Origin of the sequence: Vibrio penaeicida (assembly GCF_030689305.1) — a bacterium.
Taxonomy (GTDB): domain Bacteria; phylum Pseudomonadota; class Gammaproteobacteria; order Enterobacterales; family Vibrionaceae; genus Vibrio; species Vibrio penaeicida_B.
This window is the reverse complement of sequence record NZ_JAUYVM010000018.1, coordinates 83,390-106,939: the sequence shown is the minus strand read 5'-3', so window position 1 is coordinate 106,939 and position 23,550 is coordinate 83,390. Positions and strand designations below refer to the sequence as shown.

Annotated in this window: 24 protein-coding genes; 18 read left to right on the top strand and 6 right to left on the bottom strand. The window is 46.2% G+C overall.

Features of this window, described 5'->3' with window-relative positions; genetic code table 11:
- Window positions 1-128: 128 nt before the first annotated feature.
- Genes hemG through Q8W40_RS22905 form a run of 3 tightly spaced genes read right to left on the bottom strand, consistent with a single transcriptional unit; the run spans window position 129 to window position 2,799 of the window.
- Window positions 129-662: a menaquinone-dependent protoporphyrinogen IX dehydrogenase gene (gene hemG, locus Q8W40_RS22915; protein ID WP_305400491.1), complete on the bottom strand. Its 534-nt coding sequence runs from the start codon at window positions 660-662 to the stop codon at window positions 129-131.
- 22 nt (window positions 663-684) lie between these two features.
- Window positions 685-2,142, bottom strand: coding sequence for a TrkH family potassium uptake protein (locus Q8W40_RS22910; protein WP_104401126.1), 1,458 nt, complete (start codon window positions 2,140-2,142; stop codon window positions 685-687).
- A gap of 39 nt (window positions 2,143-2,181) precedes the next feature.
- Window positions 2,182-2,799 (bottom strand): YigZ family protein, encoded by a 618-nt coding sequence (locus Q8W40_RS22905; protein ID WP_101115410.1) that lies wholly within the window; start codon window positions 2,797-2,799, stop codon window positions 2,182-2,184.
- 218 nt (window positions 2,800-3,017) lie between these two features.
- On the opposite strand from Q8W40_RS22905, the gene fadB reads away from it, so the two are divergent.
- The 17 genes from fadB to acuI all read left to right on the top strand — a co-directional run bounded on the left by fadB (window position 3,018) and on the right by acuI (window position 21,306).
- Window positions 3,018-5,189, top strand: coding sequence for a fatty acid oxidation complex subunit alpha FadB (fadB, locus tag Q8W40_RS22900; RefSeq protein ID WP_305400490.1), 2,172 nt, complete (start codon window positions 3,018-3,020; stop codon window positions 5,187-5,189).
- A gap of 25 nt (window positions 5,190-5,214) precedes the next feature.
- Window positions 5,215-6,384, top strand: coding sequence for an acetyl-CoA C-acyltransferase FadA (gene fadA / locus Q8W40_RS22895; RefSeq protein WP_305400489.1), 1,170 nt, complete (start codon window positions 5,215-5,217; stop codon window positions 6,382-6,384).
- A gap of 376 nt (window positions 6,385-6,760) precedes the next feature.
- On the top strand, window positions 6,761-9,385 hold the full coding sequence (locus Q8W40_RS22890) for a leucine-rich repeat domain-containing protein (RefSeq protein WP_305400487.1): 2,625 nt from the start codon (window positions 6,761-6,763) through the stop codon (window positions 9,383-9,385).
- 263 nt (window positions 9,386-9,648) lie between these two features.
- A complete protein-coding gene (gene phnC, locus Q8W40_RS22885; RefSeq protein ID WP_305400486.1) occupies window positions 9,649-10,509 on the top strand; it encodes a phosphonate ABC transporter ATP-binding protein in 861 nt (286 codons plus the stop codon).
- Between the two features lie 15 nt (window positions 10,510-10,524).
- Window positions 10,525-11,520: a phosphonate ABC transporter substrate-binding protein gene (gene phnD, locus Q8W40_RS22880; RefSeq protein WP_305400485.1), complete on the top strand. Its 996-nt coding sequence runs from the start codon at window positions 10,525-10,527 to the stop codon at window positions 11,518-11,520.
- Between the two features lie 64 nt (window positions 11,521-11,584).
- Complete coding sequence (phnE, locus tag Q8W40_RS22875) at window positions 11,585-12,385, top strand: phosphonate ABC transporter, permease protein PhnE (protein WP_305400484.1); 801 nt, start codon at window positions 11,585-11,587, stop codon at window positions 12,383-12,385.
- Between the two features lie 44 nt (window positions 12,386-12,429).
- On the top strand, window positions 12,430-13,125 hold the full coding sequence (gene phnF / locus Q8W40_RS22870; RefSeq protein WP_101115417.1) for a phosphonate metabolism transcriptional regulator PhnF: 696 nt from the start codon (window positions 12,430-12,432) through the stop codon (window positions 13,123-13,125).
- 2 nt (window positions 13,126-13,127) lie between these two features.
- Window positions 13,128-13,583: a phosphonate C-P lyase system protein PhnG gene (gene phnG, locus Q8W40_RS22865; protein ID WP_305400483.1), complete on the top strand. Its 456-nt coding sequence runs from the start codon at window positions 13,128-13,130 to the stop codon at window positions 13,581-13,583.
- Window positions 13,580-14,197, top strand: coding sequence for a phosphonate C-P lyase system protein PhnH (gene phnH, locus Q8W40_RS22860; protein WP_305400480.1), 618 nt, complete (start codon window positions 13,580-13,582; stop codon window positions 14,195-14,197). Before phnG ends, phnH begins: the two co-directional genes overlap by 4 nt.
- Window positions 14,182-15,300, top strand: coding sequence for a carbon-phosphorus lyase complex subunit PhnI (locus Q8W40_RS22855; RefSeq protein WP_305400478.1), 1,119 nt, complete (start codon window positions 14,182-14,184; stop codon window positions 15,298-15,300). The genes phnH and Q8W40_RS22855 overlap by 16 nt, the downstream gene beginning before the upstream one ends.
- Complete coding sequence (locus Q8W40_RS22850; protein WP_305400477.1) at window positions 15,284-16,165, top strand: alpha-D-ribose 1-methylphosphonate 5-phosphate C-P-lyase PhnJ; 882 nt, start codon at window positions 15,284-15,286, stop codon at window positions 16,163-16,165. The genes Q8W40_RS22855 and Q8W40_RS22850 overlap by 17 nt, the downstream gene beginning before the upstream one ends.
- On the top strand, window positions 16,159-16,983 hold the full coding sequence (gene phnK, locus Q8W40_RS22845) for a phosphonate C-P lyase system protein PhnK (protein WP_305400476.1): 825 nt from the start codon (window positions 16,159-16,161) through the stop codon (window positions 16,981-16,983). The genes Q8W40_RS22850 and phnK overlap by 7 nt, the downstream gene beginning before the upstream one ends.
- A 4-nt stretch (window positions 16,984-16,987) precedes the next feature.
- Window positions 16,988-17,704 (top strand): phosphonate C-P lyase system protein PhnL, encoded by a 717-nt coding sequence (phnL, locus tag Q8W40_RS22840; protein ID WP_305400474.1) that lies wholly within the window; start codon window positions 16,988-16,990, stop codon window positions 17,702-17,704.
- A gap of 13 nt (window positions 17,705-17,717) precedes the next feature.
- Window positions 17,718-18,854, top strand: coding sequence for an alpha-D-ribose 1-methylphosphonate 5-triphosphate diphosphatase (gene phnM, locus Q8W40_RS22835; protein ID WP_305400472.1), 1,137 nt, complete (start codon window positions 17,718-17,720; stop codon window positions 18,852-18,854).
- A 37-nt stretch (window positions 18,855-18,891) separates the two neighbouring features.
- Window positions 18,892-19,449 (top strand): ribose 1,5-bisphosphokinase, encoded by a 558-nt coding sequence (gene phnN, locus Q8W40_RS22830; RefSeq protein ID WP_305400471.1) that lies wholly within the window; start codon window positions 18,892-18,894, stop codon window positions 19,447-19,449.
- The gene (gene phnP, locus Q8W40_RS22825; RefSeq protein WP_305400470.1) at window positions 19,440-20,195 is read left to right on the top strand and encodes a phosphonate metabolism protein PhnP; all 756 of its coding nucleotides are present in this window, start codon (window positions 19,440-19,442) and stop codon (window positions 20,193-20,195) included. Before phnN ends, phnP begins: the two co-directional genes overlap by 10 nt.
- Window positions 20,196-20,325: 130 nt before the next feature.
- A complete protein-coding gene (gene acuI / locus Q8W40_RS22820) occupies window positions 20,326-21,306 on the top strand; it encodes an acrylyl-CoA reductase (NADPH) (protein ID WP_305400469.1) in 981 nt (326 codons plus the stop codon).
- Window positions 21,307-21,424: 118 nt separating this feature from the next.
- On the opposite strand, the gene Q8W40_RS22815 is transcribed toward acuI, so the two are convergent.
- Window positions 21,425-22,369, bottom strand: coding sequence for a LysR family transcriptional regulator (locus Q8W40_RS22815; protein ID WP_305400467.1), 945 nt, complete (start codon window positions 22,367-22,369; stop codon window positions 21,425-21,427).
- Window positions 22,370-22,553: 184 nt separating this feature from the next.
- A complete protein-coding gene (locus tag Q8W40_RS22810) occupies window positions 22,554-22,736 on the bottom strand; it encodes a hypothetical protein (protein WP_101115429.1) in 183 nt (60 codons plus the stop codon).
- A 136-nt stretch (window positions 22,737-22,872) separates the two neighbouring features.
- Between Q8W40_RS22810 and tusA the strand changes: the two genes are divergently transcribed.
- Window positions 22,873-23,121: a sulfurtransferase TusA gene (tusA, locus tag Q8W40_RS22805; RefSeq protein WP_305400466.1), complete on the top strand. Its 249-nt coding sequence runs from the start codon at window positions 22,873-22,875 to the stop codon at window positions 23,119-23,121.
- A 111-nt stretch (window positions 23,122-23,232) separates the two neighbouring features.
- Here the strand turns inward: tusA and Q8W40_RS22800 are convergent, their stop codons facing one another.
- Window positions 23,233-23,490 carry a hypothetical protein gene (locus tag Q8W40_RS22800; protein ID WP_305400500.1) on the bottom strand — a complete coding sequence of 86 codons (258 nt, stop codon included), beginning with the start codon at window positions 23,488-23,490 and terminating at the stop codon, window positions 23,233-23,235.
- Between the last annotated feature and the right edge of the window lie 60 nt (window positions 23,491-23,550).

Sequence of the window (23,550 nt, the reverse complement as noted above, 5' to 3'; positions counted from 1 at the left end):
GAAGCGTTCCCGTGTCAGCGAGGGGGCATTATAGAGATCGGAGTCTCTTTGACAACCCCTTTTTTCATTTTTTTTAGACTTTTTATCTGTTCGGGCAAAAAGCACTCAGATAAGATGATTTATGATGGTTATTTATTCAAATTCTTAATTGAATCTACAAAAAGAGACACCTTTTCCCAGTTGGTATATTCCACTTCTTTCGTTGTATCCTTTTCCCCGCCTGTCATCGACATAATAAAACGAATCATCACTCTGTCGAACCAACGGTATCGTGGGTAATACAGCGCGCCAGCAAAAACACCTATTAATTGCGGCTGCCAAGGCGATTTTATAAGAAACTTCTTTATATAAGCGCTGCCTTCAGGTGTATCTTTACCTTCGGCCTCTTTTCTTGCAGTTAAGTTCACACAGAAGAACGCTGCATTGGCTTTATTCAGCTGATCTAGATGCGCTTCGATAAACCGATACAATTTCTTATTAAGGTGACCGTAGCGAATTGACGCACCAATGATGACCTTATCGTAACCAGACAAATCCAGCGCATCGATTAAGTGTACGTCTTTTGTTTCACACTCAACGTTTCCAAGCTTCTCTTCTATATAGTGGAGAATTTTAACGGTTTGCCCTTCTCGGCTGGAGTGAAGTAGAAGTACTTTTTCCATCGAGCTTCCTTAATTAGTGAATTTAGCTGCGCCAGAATGTTGGGGTCAGCAGAATAAGTAGTGTGAATATTTCTAAACGACCAAATAGCATCGATACAACCAATACCCATTTGGCGGTATCGTTAATATCACCAAAATGCAATGCGACATCGCCCAGACCTGGGCCTAAATTATTGAGCGTAGCGGCTACAGCAGAAAACGCACTCAATTCATCCATACCTGTCGCAATCAATGCCAACATGCAAACCACAAAAACCAAAGCGTATGCAGAGAAGAATCCCCAAACCGCATCCACCACTCTCTGGGACAACGCTGTGCCCCCGACTTTGATGGTGTATACAGCCCTTGGGTGAACCAAGCGTTTTAGTTCACGTGCCCCTTGCAAGGTCAGCAACAAAATACGGATGACTTTCATACCACCACCCGTTGACCCTGCACATCCCCCTATAAAGGAGGAGAAAAGCAACAGCACTGGTAAAAAGAGAGGCCATTCCGAAAAGCCTGTTGTCGTAAAGCCAGCAGTCGTCGAAATAGAAACGGTTTGAAAGAGAGCTTGATCAAAAGCATCAAACACCGAGGTATAGGAGTGATGCTTAAGTAATAGCAAGAAGCAGATCAGGAATAAGATGCCTTGTATAAAGAAGAAGGCTCGAAATTCAGGATCTTTCCAATAATATTTAGGGTGAACACCGCCGGAAGCAAAAGCAGCAAAGTGCAATGAATAGTTGCACGCAGAAATAAGAAGAAACACCACCGTAATCATATTAATGGCAGAACTATCGAAGTACCCCATACTGGCATCGTGTGTTGAAAACCCACCAATGGCGATCGTCGAGAAACTGTGGCTGATGGCATCAAACAAACTCATTCCCGCTAACCAAAATGCACTCGCACATGCAATGGTTAGGCTGAGGTAGATGTACCAGAGCGCTTTAGCGGTTTCGGCAATACGTGGGGTCATCTTGCTGTCTTTTACAGGACCTGGAATTTCTGCTCGGTATAACTGCATTCCCCCGATACCTAAAACCGGAAGAATGGCGACCGCTAATACAATGATCCCCATACCACCAAACCATTGCAGAAGCTGTCGATAAAACAGTATCGCTTTGGGCAAGTCATCAAGCCCGACGATGACGGTTGCACCTGTAGTGGTCAAGGCTGAGAAAGATTCAAAAAACGCGTCCGTAACGGATATATCTGGGGTATCAGAAATTAAAAAGGGGAGAGCCCCTGCGCTGCCGATTACGGTCCAAAATAGAACCACAATCAAAAATCCATCACGAGCTTTTAATTCATGTCGATGATGGCGGTTAGGAAACCAAAAAAAACCGCCAGCGATAAGCAGTACGAAAAATGTGGTGACAAATGGCACACCAGCACCATCTCGGTAGATCAGTGCGACAAAAGCGGGCGCCAGCATAGACACGCTAAACAGAGCGAGTAACAAACCGACGATGCGGATAATTGAACGAAATTGCATGCTTGCTTCAGAAGCGTCGCTTCTTAATATTCCTAAATTCTATTTTAATGGCGTGACCGTTGCTTTAGCGCCACTCTTATTTATGATTGCCTGAGTAAACCCTTCCATTTGGCTTACTTCTATTTCTAAAATCACTTCAACGAATTCGCCGTAATCAGCATCAAGCTGATGAGCTTGGTATGTTTCCATTAAAGATTGAGCAATAGGCATGAACGAATAGTCTAACCTTAGCTTAAGGTTTGTGGTTATTTTTTTCTCTATTGTTTGAAGCAGCTTAAGTGCTTGCTGCACACCACCGCCATATGCTTTTACTAATCCCCCGGTTCCCAGTTTAATTCCACCTGAATATCGAGTAACCACGGCGCTAATTTCCCCTACACCCGACCCCGATAGTTGAGCCAGTATTGGCTTACCTGCAGTTCCTGATGGTTCACCGTCATCGCTGAATCCATACAAAAGAGAATCTTCTGGCCTCCCAGCAGCAAAACCCCAACAATTATGCCTTGCAGACGCGTGCTCAACTTTTACCGATTCTATAAATGCTTTGGCTGACTCTATCGACGGAGTATGCGCCAACTGAGTAATGAAAAGGCTTTTTTTGATCTCTTCTTCGAAGATTACCGGCTCTGCAGGAATTAAAAATGGGAGTAAATTCATAGCACATAGGTCAGTTTGACAAGAGAGAGCAGTGTATCACGTCCTTCTGCCTGTCGTGTACTGAACAGGATCAACCTAATAAAAATCAAACACGCGTTTGAAAATGTATTGAAATTAACCACAACTCAGCGCACACTTACAAAGTCGAACAATATGACAACATAACTATAACATTCACTCTCTCAAGCAATCTCGGATTGCATATCGCGGAGTTAGACATGATTTACCAATCAAATACTCTACAAGTAAAGGAAATAAAAAACGGCATTGCCGAGCTTAGCTTTTGCTCTCCAGGCTCAGTTAATAAGCTTGACCTTGCTACGTTAGAATCGCTCGATCAGGCGCTGGATGCACTTATAGATCATTCAGGCTTGAGAGGGCTTATTCTCACCTCAGATAAAGATGCCTTTATCGTAGGTGCCGATATCACCGAATTCCTCGGTTTGTTTGCAAAACCTGAAGATGAACTGGACCAATGGGTTCAGTTTGCCAATAGTATTTTCTGCAAACTAGAAGATTTACCCGTTCCAACACTCTCTGCCATGACAGGGCATGCTTTAGGTGGCGGTTGTGAGTGCGTACTCGCGACTGACTTTCGCATTGGTGATGCAACCACCAGCATCGGGTTACCTGAAACCAAGTTGGGTATCATGCCTGGATTTGGCGGATGTGTTCGCCTGCCACGCGTGATAGGTGCAGACAGTGCCATGGAAATCATTACGCAAGGGAAAGCTTGCCGAGCAGATGAAGCATTAAAGGTTGGGCTGCTGGATGCAGTCGTTGATACCGCAAGCCTTCGCCAATCGGCGATCCAGACTGTTGAGCAAGCCGCTGACGGTGTGATCGAATGGAAAGCGCGTCGAGAGCAGAAAATCTCCGCACTTACATTAAGTAAAACAGAAGCCATGATGAGTTTTACCATGGCAAAAGGCTTGGTCTTCCAAAAAGCGGGCCCACATTATCCTGCTCCAATGGCTGCGGTGACCGCCATTGAAGAAGCGGCTCACAGTGCTCGAAATGATGCATTGGACGTAGAGCGCAAGTATTTTGTTAAATTGGCAAAATCGGAAGAAGCCAAATCCTTGGTAGGACTGTTCTTAAACGATCAATACATAAAAGGGCTAGCGAAGAAATCTGCGAAATCCGCATCGAAAGACACCGCACGTGCAGCTGTACTTGGTGCGGGCATCATGGGTGGAGGCATTGCATATCAGTCCGCGCTTAAAGGCGTTCCAGTTATGATGAAAGACATTGCTCAGCCGTCATTAGATTTGGGTATGACCGAAGCATCCAAACTGTTGAACAAGCGCTTGTCTCGTGGTCGCATTGATGGCTTCAAAATGGCAGGAATTCTAGCTTCAATCACCCCAAGTTTGCATTACGCAGGTATTGAAAACTCAGATGTGATTGTCGAAGCTGTTGTCGAAAATCCAAAAATAAAAGCCGCCGTGCTTAGTGAGGTTGAAGAGCACGTTGGAGAAGATACGGTTATCACATCTAACACGTCTACCATTCCAATTAATTTATTGGCGAAGTCTCTCAAGCGCCCAGAAAACTTCTGCGGTATGCACTTTTTCAACCCAGTTCATCGCATGCCGTTGGTCGAGATCATCCGAGGCGAGCACACATCAGAAGAAACCATAAACCGAGTGGTCGCTTACGCGGCAAAAATGGGCAAGTCCCCTATCGTTGTAAACGACTGTCCAGGGTTCTTTGTGAATCGCGTTTTATTCCCGTATTTCGGCGGCTTCAGCATGTTGCTGCGTGACGGGGCAGACTTCACCAAAGTCGATAAAATAATGGAGCGTAAGTTTGGATGGCCAATGGGGCCGGCTTACCTTCTAGATGTTGTCGGTGTCGATACCGCCCATCACGCACAAGCCGTTATGGCGCAAGGCTTCCCTGAGCGTATGGGTAAAGATGGCAAAGATGTGATTGATGCGCTGTTTGAATCTGATCGCTATGGCCAGAAAAACGGCAGCGGGTTCTATCAATACAGCGTGGACAAGAAAGGCCGACCAAAGAAAGCCTTCAGTGATGACATTCTTTCTGTGATTGCGCCCGTCTGCGCTGAACCGCAAGATTTTGACGAGCAAACCATTATTCAACGCATGATGATTCCGATGATCAACGAAGTTGTCTTGTGCTTAGAAGAAGGCATTATCGCCTCTCCTCAAGAAGCAGATATGGCTCTGGTTTACGGCTTAGGTTTCCCTCCTTTCCGTGGTGGGGTATTCCGCTACCTAGACAGTGTGGGTATTGCCGAGTTTGTCGCGATGGCACAGCAATATGCTGAGCTTGGTGCCATGTATCTACCACCAAAAATGTTGGTTGATATGGCAGAAAAAGGCGACTCTTTTTACGGCGCTCAACAAGCAAGCACGTTATAACCCTCTTTGGAAAAGGAATCTTAAAATGAACAATGTAGTGATCGTTGATTGCCTTAGAACCCCGATGGGGCGCTCCAAAGGCGGCGCATTTCGCAATGTAAGAGCAGAAGATCTATCCGCACATTTGATGAAAGGTATCTTGGAACGTAACCCACAGGTTAACCCTTCCGAAATCGAAGACGTATACTGGGGCTGTGTGCAGCAAACTCTAGAACAAGGCTTCAATGTCGCAAGAAATGCGGCTTTGCTAGCAGGGTTACCGATTGAAGTCGGTGCCGTTACTGTCAACCGATTGTGTGGTTCTTCTATGCAGGCGCTTCATGATGCCTCTCGTGCCATCATGGTTGGCGATGCCGATATCTGCCTTATCGGTGGTGTTGAGCATATGGGTCACGTACCCATGACGCATGGCGTAGATTTTCACCCTGGCTTGTCAAAGAACGTAGCGAAAGCTGCAGGTATGATGGGTTTGACTGCGGAAATGCTAGGCAAAATCCATGGTATCAGCCGTGAACAACAAGATGAATTTGCAGCACGCTCGCACGCTCGTGCGTACGCTGCCTCTCAAGAAGGTAGATTCAAAAATGAAATTCTGCCCACCGAAGGGCACGCTCCTGACGGTTCGCTGATCACCTTAGATTATGACGAAGTCATTCGCCCTGAAACCACCGTGGAAGGGTTATCTCAGCTTCGACCTGTATTCGACCCTGCTAACGGAACGGTGACAGCGGGGACATCGTCAGCTTTATCAGATGGTGCATCCGCCATGCTGGTGATGAGTGAAAACAAAGCCAAAGAGCTTGGGCTGAAAATCCGTGCTCGTGTACGTTCAATGGCAGTGGCTGGCTGTGATCCTTCCATCATGGGATACGGACCGGTTCCTGCCACCAAAAAAGCACTTAAGCGTGCTGGTCTTTCTATCGAAGACATGGATGTAGTAGAACTAAACGAAGCCTTTGCCGCGCAATCCTTGCCATGTGCAAAAGATTTAGGGTTACTGGATGTGGTTGACGAAAAAGTGAACCTTAACGGAGGCGCTATCGCACTTGGTCACCCTCTCGGCTGTTCAGGATCGCGAATTTCCACCACCCTTATCAATTTAATGGAAGCTAACAATGCCAAGTACGGTTTAGCGACCATGTGTATTGGTTTAGGGCAGGGAATTGCAACCGTGTTCGAACGGGTAGACGTTTAAGCCACTTCCCTACAATATTAAAGGTCAGATTTCTGGCCTTTTTCTTATTTTACAAACAATTAATCTACCAAAAAATAAATTAGACGCACTTCACGTATTCATTATCCTTTCAGTTATGCACCTAGTCTCAAAGCTACCTAAACATTAGTATGGCTAAAAACGAGAATAGCTTTATAAATTCAAACTATTACGTAAAGCAATTTCGTTATCCCAAAAGATACCTTTGTCTAATTGGCTTTATCAGGCACTCATAAATAAAAATTTTCGGTATCTCTTCTGTTGGCATGGAACGCATCTCTCGCCCACACATTCACAATCTGGGCACGTCATCGTTCCGTATTTAAGAAAATACGAAAGTATTCAAAGGCTAGGTTCCATGAACTATATTAAAACCGCAACACTGATCTCGGCGCCATTGTTATTAGCAGCTTGTGGAGGCTCAAGCAATGACTCATCCCCCACACCCGAACCCAAAATAGCACCATCATTTGTACTGGTTGGTGATGGAATACGTTATGGTGGGGATAGCGTTAATCTTCATGCCAACATATCCTACCCTGAGGAGGATATTGAAGAATTACTAACGTACAAATACAAATGGGAACAGATTGATGGGGAACCCGTTTCTTTATCAGCTCGCAATATAACTGGTGCATCTTTCGTCGCACCATTTTCCACAAAAGACCAAAATTTTGCATTCAGGTTTACAGCGACAAATAAACAAGGTACATCAAGTACCAAAACAATTACGGTGACTATTAAAGGTCGAACTTATGTGCCAACCATTTCTTTATTAACATCTCAAACAGCCCGCGTTGGTTCTACCGTAAATATTACTGCAAATGCAAAAGATCGAGATGGTCATATTGTTAAATATCTATGGGAACAAATGTCAGGTACTAATGTTGTGCTTAAAAGTAACGACACCGCGCAAACTTCCTTTACTGCCCCACCAGTAACCCAGAAAGCAAGCTTTTTATTCCGCTTAACTGTTACGGATAACGATGGTGCAACTACAAGCAAACAAACTCTAGTTCACATAAAACCTAACCGAAAGCCATTCATCCGCTTCATACGCAATGCCACTATAGATATTAACCTACCTGTCTCCATCACTGCGTCCGCAGACGATGTTGACGGTACCATTACTTCCTATCGCTGGGAGCAAACTGCAGGGACAAATGTCGCCATTGCGAGCCCTGATTCACAGGTTTTAAGTTTTACGTCTCCCACGATAGATCGTGAAGAAGTGCTGACGTTTAAAGTTACGGCGACAGACAATGAAGGGGCTACGGATACTGAAACTGTCGATGTTACGGTTCAGAACTTTGACAATTTAATAGAAAAACTCGACTTCAAAAGTGGGATCAATCAACGTTGTATGGAATCCTTGGCAACTAAAAATAACTGGAAATTCGTAGATGAAGTCACGGATTACGGGTGCAGCCGAAGTTCTTATGAACCCGAATTTGAAAAGCTTACAGAATTGGCATCTCTGCGCATTGACCCAAGATATATGGGTTCAGGAGAGTTAATAATTGGAACACACCCAAAATTAAATACATTGAGTTTACTTTCCGAGCGGTTTACCCCCCCAACCAGAGATGTCACTATTTCCAACCTTCCAGCATTAAGCACAGTAACTCTTGGTCGCGGTAAGGGAACGATAAAAATTACAGATAATCCACAGCTAACGCGCGTAAGTTCTACAAGCCTTGGTTATAATTTCGATAATGTAGATTTATCCAACAACCCTAAGCTTAAACATTTAGATTTAATGCAACGCAGTAACTACATAAAAAATATAGATATAACAAACAGCAATGCAATAGAAATCTTAAGGCTAAAACTATCATCCGAAATTTCTCAACTCGATGTTACTGTTCTCACAAGACTAAAGGAGTTGAATGTACTTGGTACTTCAATATCGTCACATGATCTGTCCAGAAGCCTTTCGTTAGAACTTATTAATATAAGTACGAAAACTATCAATGCCATTACGTTACCAAAAACCAATACGCTCACATCTGTGCGAGTTAATGGTCGGCTTCAGCACATTGACTTAGATGGAATCACATCGCTTACAAACCTACAGCTACCAAAGAGTAACCTGACGCAGATAGACCTCAGTAAACAAGCAAAACTTTCAACCTTAGATTTGCAGGGCAACGCTCTAACCCATTTAGATGTTTCTAACAGCCCTGAGCTGACATCATTAAATATTGGTCAAAATCAGATTACCAACCTAGACTTGTCAGCTAATACGGCACTTACATTCGCAAACGCGTCTGATAACCCACTGGTCTCGGCCGATTTAAGCCAAAATAATGCACTTACTGGGCTTTATATAAGCAACTCGGGTAATGCGAACATAGACTTTAGCCACCTAACCGAGCTGACTTCACTGTCTGCAGCTTCAAAAAACCTAAGCTCATTCAATGGACATAACCACACAAAATTGAAGTCGTTGGATTTATCCGATAACCCAATAACGTCTTTTGATTTGAGCGCCATGCCGGAACTGTCTACTTTGAAGCTAAACAGAACACAGCTCAGCTCACTGGATGTGACTAGCGCTTCAAGCCTAAGCTCACTGCACGCTACTAGTGCCGGTCAACTGAGTTCACTCACACTCCCAACTGAAAAAAGTGTACTGGGCGATCTGAGAGTCAGCTTTAATACGTTAACTGATTTGCCAGTCACACAATATCCATACTTGAGATACCTGTATGTAGCAGGTAATCAGCTTACTAATTTGGATATTGGTACTCTTGAGCGACTCCAGTACTTACATCTGGGTGACAACGCAATCAGCGGTCTTGATATTAGTAAAAATAAAGGGTTGAGGTGTGTGTCTGTTTACGACAACCCTCTCACCCAAAGTACGAAAGACACTTTGGATCAATACGCATCAGAATTTAATGGCTTACGCTCAATAACCTACACCCAAGCCACCAGCGAAGGGCAATGCGGCTACGACCCTTACACACCTACCCCATAAAGTAACTGCCACCTCCTATGCTGGAGGTGGCATTTTCAAAACCCACTTCACCTCAAGCTTTTCACACTACTTCATGAACTTTTGATGAAACACCTATCTAGACAACTGCCCACACTTGTCTAGACATCTCTTATCAAGCCTTTTAACAACAGACTTTTAAGCTAATTACCAATATTTCGCTGCATTTTTCTGACATTTCACTGCAATAAAACCGTCATTTCACCCGAGCAGGATAGAGCTGAACAAAACAGAAGGTTCACTCTATGGACAGCATCGTTAGCGTCGCGGATTTAAACAAAACTTTTGGCGAAAACCGCGCCTTAAATAACATTAACTTGGATCTCTCGCACCGTGGTATGACGGCGCTATTAGGTCCGTCTGGATCAGGAAAATCCACCTTACTGCGCCACTTAAATGGCTTAATGGCCGGAGACAAAAGCAATGGTACATCTGGCGAGATCCAAATTATGGGGCAGCCTGTGCAGCTCGGTGGCAAGGTGCACAAACAAATTCGGTCAACGCGCTCCCAAGCTGGCTTTATCTTCCAGCAATTTAACTTGGTTAACCGCTTATCGGTTCTCACCAACGTTTTGATTGGTGCGCTGAGTGAAACACCTTGGTGGCGCTCCCTCAGCGGGCAATTTACTCAAGCGCAGCAAAAGAAAGCGCTAGAAGCATTGGATAGAGTAGGAATGGCAGCTTTTGCCCACCAGCGCGTTTCAACACTGTCTGGGGGTCAACAACAACGGGTTGCGATTGCAAGAGCCTTAATACAAGACGCTAAAATCATCTTTGCTGATGAACCTATAGCGTCGCTTGATCCCGAATCATCACGCATCGTGATGGAGCTTCTGCAACAAATCAACCAACAAGAGAACATCCCCGTCATCGTCACGCTTCACCAAGTCGAGCATGCCTTAAATTACTGTGAGCATGTCATCGCACTGCGTGATGGGCACATCTTTTATCAGGGCAGCAGCAATGGGCTAACAACAACCCAACTTGAAGCTCTGTATCGCGGAAAAACGGAAGAAGCAGGCGTTATTGTGGAAGGACACTTTCCTAACACTCCAATCTCAGAAGCTTCGATAGAGACCAACCCAACAACAGTCAACATTCAGTAAAAAGGAATCTGAACAATGTTACGTGCAATCCGTAAGATCTCAGTTGCCATTGCAATGGCAGCAGCAACGCTCGCCCCAGCATGGGCAGAAGAAGCACCATTAAAAACGCTGAACTTCGGCGTTATTTCAACCGAATCGCAACAGAATCTAAAAACGTCATGGACGCCTTTTTTGGATGACATGAGCGAAAAGCTGGGCGTGAAAGTGAAAGCGTATTTTGCACCCGATTACGCAGGCATCATCCAAGGCATGCGTTTTGATAAAGTAGATATCGCTTGGTATGGCAACAAGTCGGCAATGGAAGCGGTCGACCGCGCAGGCGGTGAGATTTTTGCTCAAACAGTCGATGTCGAAGGCAACCCGGGGTATTGGAGCTTGCTGATTACGCACAAAGACAACCCTATCAACTCCGTTGAAGACATGTTGAAAGACCGCTCAAACCTAGCATTTGGTAACGGCGATCCAAATTCAACATCGGGCTTCTTGGTTCCGTCTTACTATGTGTTTGCGAAAAACAACGTACAGCCGAATGAATTCAAACGCACGTTGAATTCGAGCCACGAAGTAAACTTATTTGCCGTTGCCAACAAACAAGTAGACGTCGCCACCAACAACACAGAAAGCCTTCGTCGTTTCGCCAACAACAACCCCGATAAATTCAAAAACATCAAAATCATTTGGAAGTCCCCGCTGATTCCAGCCGATCCTATCGTATGGCGCAAGAACCTACCTGAAGAAACAAAAACAGCGGTGTACGACTTTTTCATGACGTATGGAAAAACGGGAAATGCAAAAGAAGTCGCCATTTTGAAAGAGCTTGATTGGGCACCATTCAAAGCCTCTTCCGACTTACAGCTACTCCCAATCCGTCAGCTAGCACTGTTTAAGAAACTGAATAAGTTCTCTACCGATAAGAAGCTTGACGAGTCTGAGCTCACAAAGGTCAGCAACGTTCAATCTGAACTTGCCGCGTTGAATCGCCAAATGGCAGCCCTTGAGGCAATGGAATAACACGTTCTAGCCTGATTAGGGTGGGGATCCCTCACCCTATTGAAACCATCATATGAGAATTGATATGAACACCAACCTTTCTGTGGACACCCTTCAAAGCAACCTGCATTGGAGCCAAAAACTTAAGCAGCTTGCGATGCTAATTCTGTTCGCAGTGATACTTGCCTGGGCATGGCAAGGTGCAGAAATGAACCCCGTTCAACTGGTGACGGATTCCGACAACATGGTGGAATTGGCGAGTGATTTCTTCCCGCCTGATTTCACTTATTGGGAACTCTATGTAGAAGAAACCCTAATCACGATTCAAATTGCCATTTGGGGCACAGTGCTTTCGGTTCTTGTGTCAATACCACTGGGGCTTATGTGCGCAGACAACATCGTACCAATGTGGGTCTATCAACCTACTCGCCGCCTAATGGATACCGCACGTGCCATCAATGAAATGGTGTTTGCCATGCTGTTTGTGGTGGCTGTTGGCTTAGGACCCTTTGCTGGCGTACTGGCACTGTTCATCCACACAACTGGGGTATTGGCGAAACTGTTTTCAGAAGCCGTAGAAGCAATAGACCTAGGCCCCGTCGAAGGCGTTCGCGCGACCGGAGCCAACAAATTGGAAGAGGTGATTTACGGTGTCATCCCCCAAGTGTTGCCACTTTGGATTTCTTTCACACTTTACCGATTTGAATCCAATGTTCGTTCCGCAACCGTGGTGGGCATGGTGGGTGCTGGTGGTATAGGGGTATTGTTGTGGGAAGCCATTCGTGGTTTTCAGTTCCAACAAACCGCCGCCATCATGCTGGTCATCATTGTAACCGTCAGCTTAATAGACTTTGCATCGCAACATATTCGCAAAGCCTACATTTAAAAAATTTGCCTGAACTTGTCTAGACAATTGAATGGAAGAATGTGATGCAACTGTATATGGACATCGCCAAACAACTCGAACAGGAAGTACAAAGCCAGTTCAAAGTTGGGGAATTTTTACCCTCGGAATCTCGACTGGCAGACCGATTTGACGTTAATCGTCACACCGTAAGACGTGCCATAGATGAATTGGTGTTTTGTGGGTTGATAGAGAGACAACAAGGCAGAGGCAATCAGGTCATACGTCAGCCTTATGCGTATCCACTCAATCAAGGCGCACATTTTACGCACAACCTCACCAAGCAAGGCTATATGCCAAGGTGTGAGGTGCTAAGCCGCCAGTTGATTTCCGCTAGTGAGCATCTAGCCAAGGTTCTAAACATCAAGCTGAACGCACAAGTCATCAAGCTCACCACACTCAGAGTCATTGACGGTTTGCCATGCAGTTTGATTGAACATTTTTTGCCAAACACAGAATGGTGGGGACCACTGCAACATTTCGAGAGCGGTTCCCTTCATCAGTATATTCACCAGCAACTCGATACAGATCTGACCCGACAGTCCACCAAGCTGCGTTCACGAATGCCTAACCGGCAAGAACGCAAACAACTGAAGTTATCGGAGAACATTCCGCTCATTATTTTCCGAACGGTAAACGTGGCAAGCCAGACCAACCAGGTCATGGAATATTCTTGCTCCTACACCCGCTCGGACATGATTGAAATCGTATTGGAGCATTAACCATGGTCACAACAACTAAGTCAGAGCGACAGGGCTGGATGTCCGTTCTCGCTCGGACCGACTTCTTGCACCTAAAAAACCTGTGGGAGCCGTTAAATTTGTCTCCACATTATCAGGTGATACGCCAACCAGAAACGGGGCTCATTCAGGTCCAGTCGCGTATGGGCGGCACAGGTAACCCATTCAATATTGGTGATATGACCGTCACGCGCAGTGTCATTAAATTGCCTGAAGGTGAAATGGGCTACAGCTACATAAAAGGACGCAACAAAGATCATGTACTCCTTGCGGCATTGATCGATGCTCTCATGCAAACCTCAACCTATTGCGCCCCCCTAATGCAGCAAGTGATAGAACCTTTGATGGCCACCATGCAAGAGCAAACACAAGCAAGACGCGAACAGGTCGCCACTAGCAAGGTGGAATTTTTCACTATGGTGAGAGGAGAGGACGAATGAAATTCGTAAAACAAGGTTTTAACGATCCGATTCACGATGCGCAGAATGTATTTCGCTTCATCCTGAACGCCATGTCGATGCCAAGCTCCCTGCAATCGATGTCCTCTGAATTGTCGTTTGGGCAGACCAATGCTGCCACCACTCAAATATTGCTGGCTCTGACCGATAGCACGACACCGGTTTGGTTAAGTGAAGCATTTAAAACCGATTCTGAACTCACACAAAATCTACAATTTCACGCCAATACGCCATTAGCCACACGCCAAGACAAAGCGAGCTTTGCGCTTCTGGGTGGTGACCAAAATGCCGACATCAACGAATTCTGCTGGGGGAACGCAGAGTACCCCGAAACCAGCACCACGTTGATTATTCAAGTTAATAGCCTATCGAAAGGGGTTGGATTAGAACTCAGCGGTCCGGGTATTGACGGTAAAGCATTGATCAATGTTGACGGCATTCATCAGTCACTACTTAACCAGATAATGGTCATCAACAAATCTCAACCTTTAGGGATTGATGTCTTGCTCACGTGCGAAAACCAATTAATGGCTCTCCCACGTACCACGCTCATCGCGCTGGCTAACAAGGAGGATTCATCATGTACGTTGCAGTAAAAGGCGGAGAAAAAGCCATTAAAGCAGCCCACCAGCTCCAAGACCAAAAACGCCGCGGCACTGGCAGTGAAATCCATACCAGCCAAATCGCAGGCCAGCTCAGCGGCGCGGTAGATAGAGTAATGACAGAAGGCGGGATTTACGACACAGAACTCGCCGCACTGGCCTTTAAGCAAGCCAGTGGTGACATGATTGAAGCCATCTTTCTGCTACGAGCTTACCGAACCACCCTCTCTCGCTTTGCCACTAGTGAGCCGTTAGACACCAGTGCCATGGAGATAGAGCGCCGCATATCCGCGACCTTTAAAGACTTACCCGGCGGTCAGGTACTTGGTCCCACATTGGACTACACCCATCGCCTGCTTGATTTCTCATTATTAGCGGAGGGAAGAGCTCCAACAAAGCCTGAACAGCAAGGCAATACAACACGTGATACAACGGTATTGGAAGCCTGCCCTCAGGTGATGACGATATTGGAAAACCAAGGGCTCGCAGCAAAGGAAGTCGATGAGGGTGATACCGCAGAAGATATTACGTTGCATCCACCAACATACCCTGCGACGCGAAGTGCTCGGCTACAGCAGCTCATGCGCAGCGATGAAGGTTTCCTTCTGTCAATGGGGTATTCCACCCAGCGAGGCTACGGTCGTAATCACCCGTTTGCGGCTGAAATTCGCACTGGAAACGTCACGGTTTCTCTCTGCCCTGAAGAGTTGGGGTTTGAGATAGATATTGGGGATATCGAGCTCACAGAATGCCAAATGATCAACGGCTTCTCAGGTTCTAAAACCATCAAGCCTCAATTTACCCGTGGTTATGGTGTTGCCTTTGGCGCGGCTGAGCGAAAAGCCATGTCTATGGCATTAGTTGACAGAGCCCTCCAAGCGGAAGAATTGGATGAACCCGTTCAAGGGCCCGCGCAAGATCAGGAATTTGTGTTGTCTCACGGTGATAACGTCGAAGCGGCAGGGTTTGTATCCCACCTAAAACTCCCCCACTACGTCGATTTTCAGTCGGAATTGGAACTGATTCGCAAGCTTCAAAAAGAGCACGAACAACGCCATGTACATAAAGAGGAGCCAGACCATGAACAGCTTAAGTAAGCACATCAACACGCAAGAAAACCAAGCGATTCAGGGATACAACTACGGCTTCTTAGATGAACAAACCAAGCGGATGATCCGCCGAGCGATTCTAAAAGCGGTGGCGATTCCTGGATACCAAGTGCCTTTTGGCGGAAGGGAAATGCCAATGCCTTATGGCTGGGGAACGGGTGGTATTCAAATCACCGCCTCTATTATTGGGCAACAAGACACGCTCAAGGTGATTGACCAAGGTGCAGACGAAACCACCAATGCGGTCTCTATTCGTCAATTTTTCGAAAAAGTGGCCGATGCAGATACGACAGAAGAAACCGAGCAGGCCAGCATCATTCAAACACGTCATCGCATCCCAGAAACACCGCTGACAGACGGGCAAATTCTGGTATACCAAGTGCCGATTCCCGAACCCTTGCGCTTTCTTGAGCCAAGAGAAACGGAAACTCGAAAAATGCACGCTTTGAGTGAATACGGGATCATGCACGTGAAGTTATATGAAGACATCGCACGTTATGGGCATATCTCGACCTCTTATGCGTACCCTGTGATGGTGAACCAACGCTACATTATGGACCCTTCCCCAATACCGAAATTCGACAACCCCAAAATGGACCGCATGCCTGCCCTCCAACTGTTTGGGGCAGGTAGAGAAAAGCGCATTTACGCTATTCCCCCATTCACCGATGTGAAAAGCCTCGATTTTGATGATCACCCATTCGAGGTTCAACGCTGGGAAGAGCCATGCGCCATCTGCGGATCAACACATACCTTTTTGGATGAAGTCGTCACCGACGACAAAGGGGGGCGGATGTTCGTCTGTTCAGATACGGATTATTGCGCCAAACAGCTGGAGAAATTGTCATGTTAAACCTTGCGGAAAAAGTGTCGCCAACGCCAGCGCTCGACTCCACTCATAATGAATCGCCTCTGCTTTCAGTATCAGAGTTGTCCAAACTGTACTCCCCCAATAAAGGTTGCCAAAACATCAACCTAGAGCTGTATCCGGGCGAAGTGTTGGGCATTGTCGGTGAATCTGGCTCAGGTAAAAGCACCTTGTTACGAGTGCTGTCCGGTCGGGAACGCCCAAACAGTGGCACGGTGGATTACAACAATGGGAATCAAACCATTGAACTGTACGAACAACCGGATAGAGAGCGTCGCCGCTTGCTTCGAACTGAATGGGGCGTGGTGCATCAACACCCAATGGATGGGCTTAGACCCCGTGTTTCTGCGGGTGGCAACATCGGAGAACGATTAATGGCCATTGGCGATAGGCATTACGGTCAAATTCGCTCACAAGCCGAGAAGTGGCTGCAAGATGTTGAAATTCCACTCGATCGCATTGACGACTGTCCCATAACGTTTTCCGGCGGTATGCAGCAACGCCTGCAAATCGCTCGCAACTTAGTAACACACCCAAAACTGGTGTTTATGGACGAACCAACCGGTGGGCTTGATGTATCGGTTCAAGCTCGCTTGCTTGATTTGATACGTAACCTCGTCACCAACCTCGGGCTATCGGTCATCATTGTCACTCACGATTTAGCGGTTGCTCGCCTACTGGCGGATCGCCTTATTGTGATGAAAGAGAGCCGCATTGTTGAAACGGGGATTACCGATCAAGTGCTCGACGATCCCCAACATCCGTACACCCAACTGTTGGTGTCTTCCGTATTGCAAGGATGATCTCATGTTAAGAATTGAAAACATCAGTAAGAGCTTCGTTCTCCATAATCAGCAAGGCATTACGCTCCCTGTCATGGATACCGTTAGCTTCGAAGTGAACCAAGGTGAATGCTTAGTGCTTCACGGTGAGTCTGGCTCTGGGAAATCGACACTGCTGCGCACTCTATACGCCAATTATAGGGTCAATAGCGGTTCGATTATGGTCTACAACGACAACCATTGGGTCGATATTGCGTCGGCGTCTCCACGAAAAATTTTGCAAGTGCGTCAGAACACCCTTGGCTGGGTCAGTCAGTTTTTACGCGTCATACCACGTATCTCCGCGCTCGAGGTTGTTATGCAGCCTTTGCTTGAGCGAGATATCCCCAAAGCCGTTGCTGAGGAAAAAGCCGCCGCCATGTTGCAGCGCTTGAATGTTCCCGAAACGCTCTGGCACCTCGCCCCCGCGACGTTTTCAGGCGGAGAGCAACAACGCGTGAATATTGCGCGTGGCTTTATTGTCGATGCCCCCATTTTACTGCTCGATGAGCCCACTGCGTCCTTGGATGAAAAAAATCGCGATGTGGTCATTAGTCTGATTCTCGAAGCCAAAGCGCGAGGCGCAACCATCGTCGGAATATTTCACGACGACTATGTTCGCCAGAAAGTAGCGGACAAATATTTTGATGTTAAGACAGCAACGACTCGTACCGTACCCACCCCAAACTCAACATTGCAATAGAAGGATGACGGCAATGAAAATCACCAACATTAATATGGTTCTGCCCGATTCCATTTTGTATGGAACCATAGAGATCGACAATCACACCATAGTGTCGATTTCTGAAGGCAAAGACAGCGACCCGAATTGCATTGATGGGCAAGGCGATTGGCTCCTGCCTGGCTTGATTGAACTGCATACCGACAATCTTGAAAAATACTTCACCCCTCGACCAAAAGTGAGTTGGCCACCATTTTCTGCCATGGCAGCGCACGATGCGCAATTAATCGGTTCGGGCATCACCACGGTGCTGGATGCGGTGGCGGTGGGCGATGTACGTGATGGCGGTACGCGTCAAGACTACCTAGACAAGATGATCGACACGCTGGTTGAATCGGAACGCCGCGGGGTCAATCGCTCACAGCATTTCCTGCATATTCGCTGTGAACTACCCCATTCTTCTACGTATGGATTAGTCGAGCGCTACCTTGGTTTACCGCAAGTTAAAATGGTATCCCTAATGGACCACTCCCCCGGTCAGCGCCAATTCATCAACCTAGAAAAATACTACGAGTATTATCAAGGTAAATACGGATTGAATGATGCGGAAATGCAAGCCTACGAACAAGAGCAACGCACCTTGTCTCAGCAATGGTCTGATCGCAATCGCAAAGCTATTTCACAGCTTTGCCATCAACGTGGTATTCCACTTGCCAGTCATGATGATGCGACTGTCGCCCATGTTGAAGAGTCTCATGAACTTGGATTGGTACTGGCAGAATTCCCTACCACGGTTGAAGCGGCAAAACGCTCGCACGAGTTGGGTTTGCATGTATTAATGGGCGCACCCAATGTCGTTAGAGGCGGCTCACATTCAGGTAATGTCGCAGCGCATGAACTCGCAAGTATGGGCGTGTTGGATGTGCTGTCTTCTGATTATTTCCCCCTAAGCTTGTTAGATGCCGTTTTCAAACTGGCTGAAGATGAAAACAATACACTAGATTTACCCAATGCAGTCAAATTGGCGACATCCAACCCAGCGCAAGCGCTTGGGCTTCACGACCGCGGAGAAATCAAAGAGGGCTTACTCGCCGATTTAATTTTGGTTAAGCAAGTCGAGGGGCAAGCCTACGTCAAGCGCGCTTGGCGACTCGGGCAATGTGTGTATTAAATTTGATAAGCACTTTTTGGGGTGGAGGGAAGATAATATGGCGAAACTCTTTTATGTGATGGGGGCATCTGGAAGCGGAAAAGACAGCGTGATGCAGGCGATTCGGCAAGACAGCCGCGTCTCTATTCAATTAGCGCATAGATACATTACGAGACCCGCCGACAGTGGCAATGAAAACCATATCGCACTCAATCATGAAGAGTTTCACCAGCGCATCACCTCAGGGTTATTTTCCATGCATTGGGAAGCCAACGGGTTGTGTTATGGCATCGGAAAAGAAATCGAGCTGTGGCTAAGCCAAGGACAACATGTTCTTTTGAATGGATCGCGCGCTTACTTCCCTCAAGCTCATGCGCTGTTCAAAGAACAAATAACCCCAGTTTGGATTCAAGTGGATGTTGATTGTCTACAGTCGAGATTAATGGCAAGGGGAAGGGAGACACATGAACAGATAGTCGCTCGTATTGAGCGAGCCAAGCAATACCAAAGAAACAAACCATCCGATGCTATGGTGATCGACAACAGTGGTAAACTTGAATCGAGTGTGGAGCAATTTATTCTGCAATTAAATCCGGAGGTACAAGCTTGCAACTGACGTTATTAGGAACCGGAAATGCAGGGCATGTTCCAACCTATGGTTGTGACTGTGCTGCATGTGAAAGGGCCATCGAAAACCCAATATTCCGACGAGGTAAAACCTCGGCATACATTGAGCGCAATGGGAAAAACCTCTTGTTGGATGCCAACTACCCTCAACTTCTTGAGCAGTTTCCCTCAGGCGCGATTGATACCATATTACTGACTCACTTTCATATGGATCATGTTCACTCTCTATTTGACCTGCGCTGGGGGAAAGGCAAATCGATACCTGTTTTTACTCCCCCCGACAAAGCTGGCTGCGACGACCTTTACAAACACCCAGGTCTGTTGAGTTTCCAACCATTGAGAGCATTTACTTCTTTTGACTGGGAAGGCATCACTATTACGCCTGTGCCTCTTACGCATTCTAAACCTTGCTTCGGCTACGTTTTTGAATGGGAAAACAAACGGCTTGCGTACCTAACTGATACGGTTGGCCTTCCTAAAAGCACACGCGAATTCCTTGAAAGTAAATCCATCGATCTCATGCTAATAGATTGCAACCATCCCCCCATGCCAGATTCCCCACCACGCAATCACAACGACATCTTGCTGGTTCAATCAATCCAACAACAACTGTCTATCAAAAGGTTGGGCTTGGTACACATAAGCCACGATCTAGACACTTGGGCAATGCAAAACCCTGATGTGTTCTCACCCTCTTTTTTTCTCGCTAAAGACCATCAAGTATTCAAACTGTGAGCTATGCAATATATGCATACCTATAATGCTAAAGTGTCATTTTTTTCATACGCCATATCGTTCTACACTAGTGTCGTTGACTAAAGCACACGAGTGATGTGCTTGCAGCCCTCATACTGTGGAGAAGACTATGTTCCAAGCTCTCGTTCTAAATCAAGAAGATAAAAAAACCATCGCATCCATTGAATCACTAGACGATTCTCATTTGCCTGAAGGTGATGTGGTTATCGATGTGGATTACACTTCTCTGAATTACAAAGACGGACTCGCCATTACTGGCAAAGGGAAAATCATCCGTCAGTTTCCAATGGTGCCAGGGATCGATTTAGCGGGAACCGTGGTGACGTCTTCTGACGAGCGCTACCAAACTGGTGACAAAGTGGTACTAACCGGTTGGGGCGTAGGGGAAAACCACTGGGGTGGTATGGCTCAACGCGCTAGCCTCAAAGCAGATTGGTTAGTTCCGTTACCTTCAGGGCTTGGCAGCAAGCAAGCGATGATGGTAGGTACCGCAGGATTAACAGCCATGCTGTGTGTACAAGCCATTATAGATGGCGATGTAAAACCAGAAGATGGCGAAATTCTCGTAACAGGGGCAAGTGGCGGCGTTGGTTCTGTTACTGTCACGCTACTGAGCACTCTGGGCTATAACGTAGTAGCCGTAAGCGGTCGAGTAGAAAAGAACGGTCCTTTACTTGAAAAATTAGGGGCGAGCCGAGTCATTGATCGCAGTGAGTTTGAAGAGCCCGCACGCGCACTCGAAAAACAAATCTGGGCAGGTGCCATTGACACTGTTGGTAGCAAAGTATTAGCCAAAGTGTTGGCGCAGATGGATTACAACAGTACCGTCGCTGCATGCGGTTTGGCAGGTGGATTCGATTTACCAACGACGGTTATGCCATTTATTCTGCGAAACGTCCGTTTGCAAGGGGTCGATTCCGTTTACTGCCCCTACGAGAAGCGCACAGCAGCATGGGAAAAGCTCACTGAACTGCTTCCAGCCAGTTACTTTGAACAAGCCTGCACAGAGATTCCTTTAATTGATGCGCCGAAATACGCGGAAGACATAACGAATGGTCAAGTGACGGGTCGCGTGGTCATTAAGCCTTAACACTTTCTCCCGTTAGCAAACAATGCCAAAGGCTCATTGGCAAAATTAAATCATGGGTCAGACACTGTCTGACCCACAAAAATAATTTAAACCAAGCTCCTTTCTAGTCAGGGTTTTCTTAATTATCTAACCCTAGATCTTCTACTCGCTTTGCAATTAACCGACTGCACTCCTCTTTTACCATCGTTCTCAACCATTCCTGAGCTGGAGAATGGTCACTTCTAGGATGCCAAATCATCGAGTACTCAAAGGGAGTGAATTCAAAAGGAAGCGGTTTCACCAATAGGTCGTAACGATCTGCGACCAAATAGGCTAAATCTGCAGGGACAGTGATGATCAGCGGCAAGGTGTCCACAATCGCTAAAGCCGCTTCTAAATGATAGGCACGGAGCACCATATTTCGAGCTGGCTGGTTACTCAGTGCCTGATCGAGCAGCGCTTTCACGCCATCGCTTATCGCGATCATAGCGTGTGGGTATTCAAGGTAATCATGCAGTCGCATATCGCTATTGGCAATCGGGTGTTGCTTAGAAATTAAGCAGGATACGCCAACACGCCCTAGCCGATCACTGTTCAATGGCTCTACCGAGCCCGTAGGACGGCAAATTGCCAAATCTGCACCTTGATGCGTCAACTGCTGTGGAAGTTGATCGTCAATCAATGGAATGAATTCAAATTTTACTTGGGGGGCTTCTTGATATATCCGAGGCAATGCAAACGGAAAAATGGTCTGCATGGCGTAATCTGTCGTCGCTATCGTGAACGTTTGATCGCAAGTTGTTGGGTCAAATCGTTCTGGCGTTAATAACGAACGTAACGATTCAAGTGGCTCACCCAGTGCTTGATTCAGTGCAATCGCTTTTTCTGTCGGAATTAAGTGCTGACCTTGTCGGACGAATAATGGATCGCCCACCAATTGGCGTAATCGCCCTAGCACACGACTCATTGCTGACTGACTCAGGTTCAACCGAGTCGCAGCTCGGCTCACACTGCCTTCTTCTATAATGATTCGCAACGCCACCAGCAAATTTAAATCTCGACGATAGATCTCTTCTAATTCCAAAGCACAGACTCGTTTGTGAAAACGTCATAATAACAAAATTAAGGCAAGAGACATTCGGTAGAGATCAAAGTAGAAGTGACGTAGAAATCGATAGATTTGTAAATAAAAAGTAAAAAAAATCCCGCCTTTCAGCGGGGAAGCCCAAGAAAAATGGGATAGTGTCGGAATGTGTAGTAGTGTCGTGTTAATTCTGTTTTTCGCTGTGTTTCTGCCAGCGATGCATTTCTACCCAAATGCCAAAAATTGTTGAAAATAAGCCAATTAGTGGTAAAAGAGAGACTTCAGATGAGCTTCTAAGTATCAGCGCGCAAAATGTAATAAAGCACAATACGCTGTAAATCGTAAGTCGGTCTAACTGAGTTAGCATCAACCCCCCTAGCTCAAATGTTATTTAATTGTTAAAAATTAAGTTACATGGATTTTTTGTATTTGCCAAGACTTTATTGAATATTTTTTCGACATCAGTATGATTTGCGCTCCAAAACCAAATTGAACGCACAACTATGACTTTTGATCCGACTCTTGCGACCAAAATTCTGGAGGCTGAAGGTCTTCGCTGCCCAGAACCGGTCATGATGGTAAGAAAAACCATTCGAAATATGGAAAATGGAGATGTATTGCTTGTGAAGGCAGATGACCCTTCAACAACGCGCGACATTCCGAGCTTTTGTCGTTTTATGGATCACCAGTTGATAGCAAGCCAGGTTGATTCCTTGCCTTACCAATATCTCATCAAAAAAGGAATGGACTAAGTCACTCTGCCGCCGCTCCCATCAAACCCAAAGTAATAAGATACAAAGACAAGGGCAGTAAAGCGTAGGCACAAAAAAGGGCGAACCTAAGTTTGCCCTTCATTTAACATTTCATTCTTCTGTTTTGGAACGAAGTTGATGCTGGATGTGTTCCATCTGATGATGCAGCTCTCGCAGTTCTTTTCTAATAGGAATCAAATGTTGTACCCGAATCCAAGATTCAACGGCCAACCCAGTCATGATGATGGCACCTACCACCATTGGCAGCCACATCTCGGTTAATACCATCCCCAGTAGCGTCAATCCTAATCCAAAAGTAAACAGATAACTTTGACTTTGCGGCGTCATACCCATATAGCGCGTTAACATGGTTTTACCCTCTTGCTCCACACTCTTCATAGGCAAAATACCATTTAGCAAAATCGAAAT

Bases quoted from the DNA above. Each gene is read 5' to 3' on its own strand.
- phnG (WP_305400483.1), top strand. From the start codon at position 13,128: ATGGTCACAACAACTAAGTCAGAGCGACAGGGCTGGATGTCCGTTCTC.
- phnH (WP_305400480.1), top strand. From the start codon at position 13,580: ATGAAATTCGTAAAACAAGGTTTTAACGATCCGATTCACGATGCGCAG.
- Q8W40_RS22855 (WP_305400478.1), top strand. From the start codon at position 14,182: ATGTACGTTGCAGTAAAAGGCGGAGAAAAAGCCATTAAAGCAGCCCAC.
- fadA (WP_305400489.1), top strand. From the start codon at position 5,215: ATGAACAATGTAGTGATCGTTGATTGCCTTAGAACCCCGATGGGGCGC.
- acuI (WP_305400469.1), top strand. From the start codon at position 20,326: ATGTTCCAAGCTCTCGTTCTAAATCAAGAAGATAAAAAAACCATCGCA.
- Q8W40_RS22890 (WP_305400487.1), top strand. From the start codon at position 6,761: ATGAACTATATTAAAACCGCAACACTGATCTCGGCGCCATTGTTATTA.
- phnN (WP_305400471.1), top strand. From the start codon at position 18,892: ATGGCGAAACTCTTTTATGTGATGGGGGCATCTGGAAGCGGAAAAGAC.
- phnF (WP_101115417.1), top strand. From the start codon at position 12,430: ATGCAACTGTATATGGACATCGCCAAACAACTCGAACAGGAAGTACAA.
- phnK (WP_305400476.1), top strand. From the start codon at position 16,159: ATGTTAAACCTTGCGGAAAAAGTGTCGCCAACGCCAGCGCTCGACTCC.
- Q8W40_RS22910 (WP_104401126.1), bottom strand. From the start codon at position 2,142: ATGCAATTTCGTTCAATTATCCGCATCGTCGGTTTGTTACTCGCTCTG.
- Q8W40_RS22800 (WP_305400500.1), bottom strand. From the start codon at position 23,490: ATGTTAACGCGCTATATGGGTATGACGCCGCAAAGTCAAAGTTATCTG.
- phnL (WP_305400474.1), top strand. From the start codon at position 16,988: ATGTTAAGAATTGAAAACATCAGTAAGAGCTTCGTTCTCCATAATCAG.
- Q8W40_RS22850 (WP_305400477.1), top strand. From the start codon at position 15,284: ATGAACAGCTTAAGTAAGCACATCAACACGCAAGAAAACCAAGCGATT.
- phnD (WP_305400485.1), top strand. From the start codon at position 10,525: ATGTTACGTGCAATCCGTAAGATCTCAGTTGCCATTGCAATGGCAGCA.
- phnM (WP_305400472.1), top strand. From the start codon at position 17,718: ATGAAAATCACCAACATTAATATGGTTCTGCCCGATTCCATTTTGTAT.
- Q8W40_RS22905 (WP_101115410.1), bottom strand. From the start codon at position 2,799: ATGAATTTACTCCCATTTTTAATTCCTGCAGAGCCGGTAATCTTCGAA.
- fadB (WP_305400490.1), top strand. From the start codon at position 3,018: ATGATTTACCAATCAAATACTCTACAAGTAAAGGAAATAAAAAACGGC.
- phnC (WP_305400486.1), top strand. From the start codon at position 9,649: ATGGACAGCATCGTTAGCGTCGCGGATTTAAACAAAACTTTTGGCGAA.
- tusA (WP_305400466.1), top strand. From the start codon at position 22,873: ATGACTTTTGATCCGACTCTTGCGACCAAAATTCTGGAGGCTGAAGGT.
- phnE (WP_305400484.1), top strand. From the start codon at position 11,585: ATGAACACCAACCTTTCTGTGGACACCCTTCAAAGCAACCTGCATTGG.
- Q8W40_RS22810 (WP_101115429.1), bottom strand. From the start codon at position 22,736: ATGCTAACTCAGTTAGACCGACTTACGATTTACAGCGTATTGTGCTTT.
- hemG (WP_305400491.1), bottom strand. From the start codon at position 662: ATGGAAAAAGTACTTCTACTTCACTCCAGCCGAGAAGGGCAAACCGTT.